1 pseudogene is annotated in these 255 nt (G+C 56.5%); it reads left to right on the top strand.

The features are described from left to right. Positions 1 to 255: pseudogene (locus AACY45_RS29025) on the top strand (IS110 family transposase); the annotation flags it as partial.

The raw sequence follows: 255 nt of genomic DNA, 5'->3' as shown, positions 1-255 counted from the left end.
GAAAACTGTACTTTTAGGTATCAGCAAACGTGGAGACAGAAACCAGAGACGGCTGCTGATCCAGTGCGCCCGGGTTTACTTGATGCATCTGGATCGACAGAAAGGCGCGCTGGCGGAGTGGGTCCGTCATTTGATAGCGACCCACCATCACTCCAACCACGTGGTCTGCGCGCTAGCCAACAAGTTGGCGAGGATCGCTTGGGCAATTGCGGCACACCACACTGTATTCGATGCGGGGCCAAGCGCGATGAACGC

It is taken from the genome of Pseudomonas sp. RA_35y_Pfl2_P32, from assembly GCF_963970735.1.
In the GTDB taxonomy this organism is placed as follows: Bacteria; Pseudomonadota; Gammaproteobacteria; order Pseudomonadales; family Pseudomonadaceae; genus Aquipseudomonas.
Note: the sequence above shows the minus strand (reverse complement) of the source record. Positions and strands in the feature narration are given on the sequence as shown.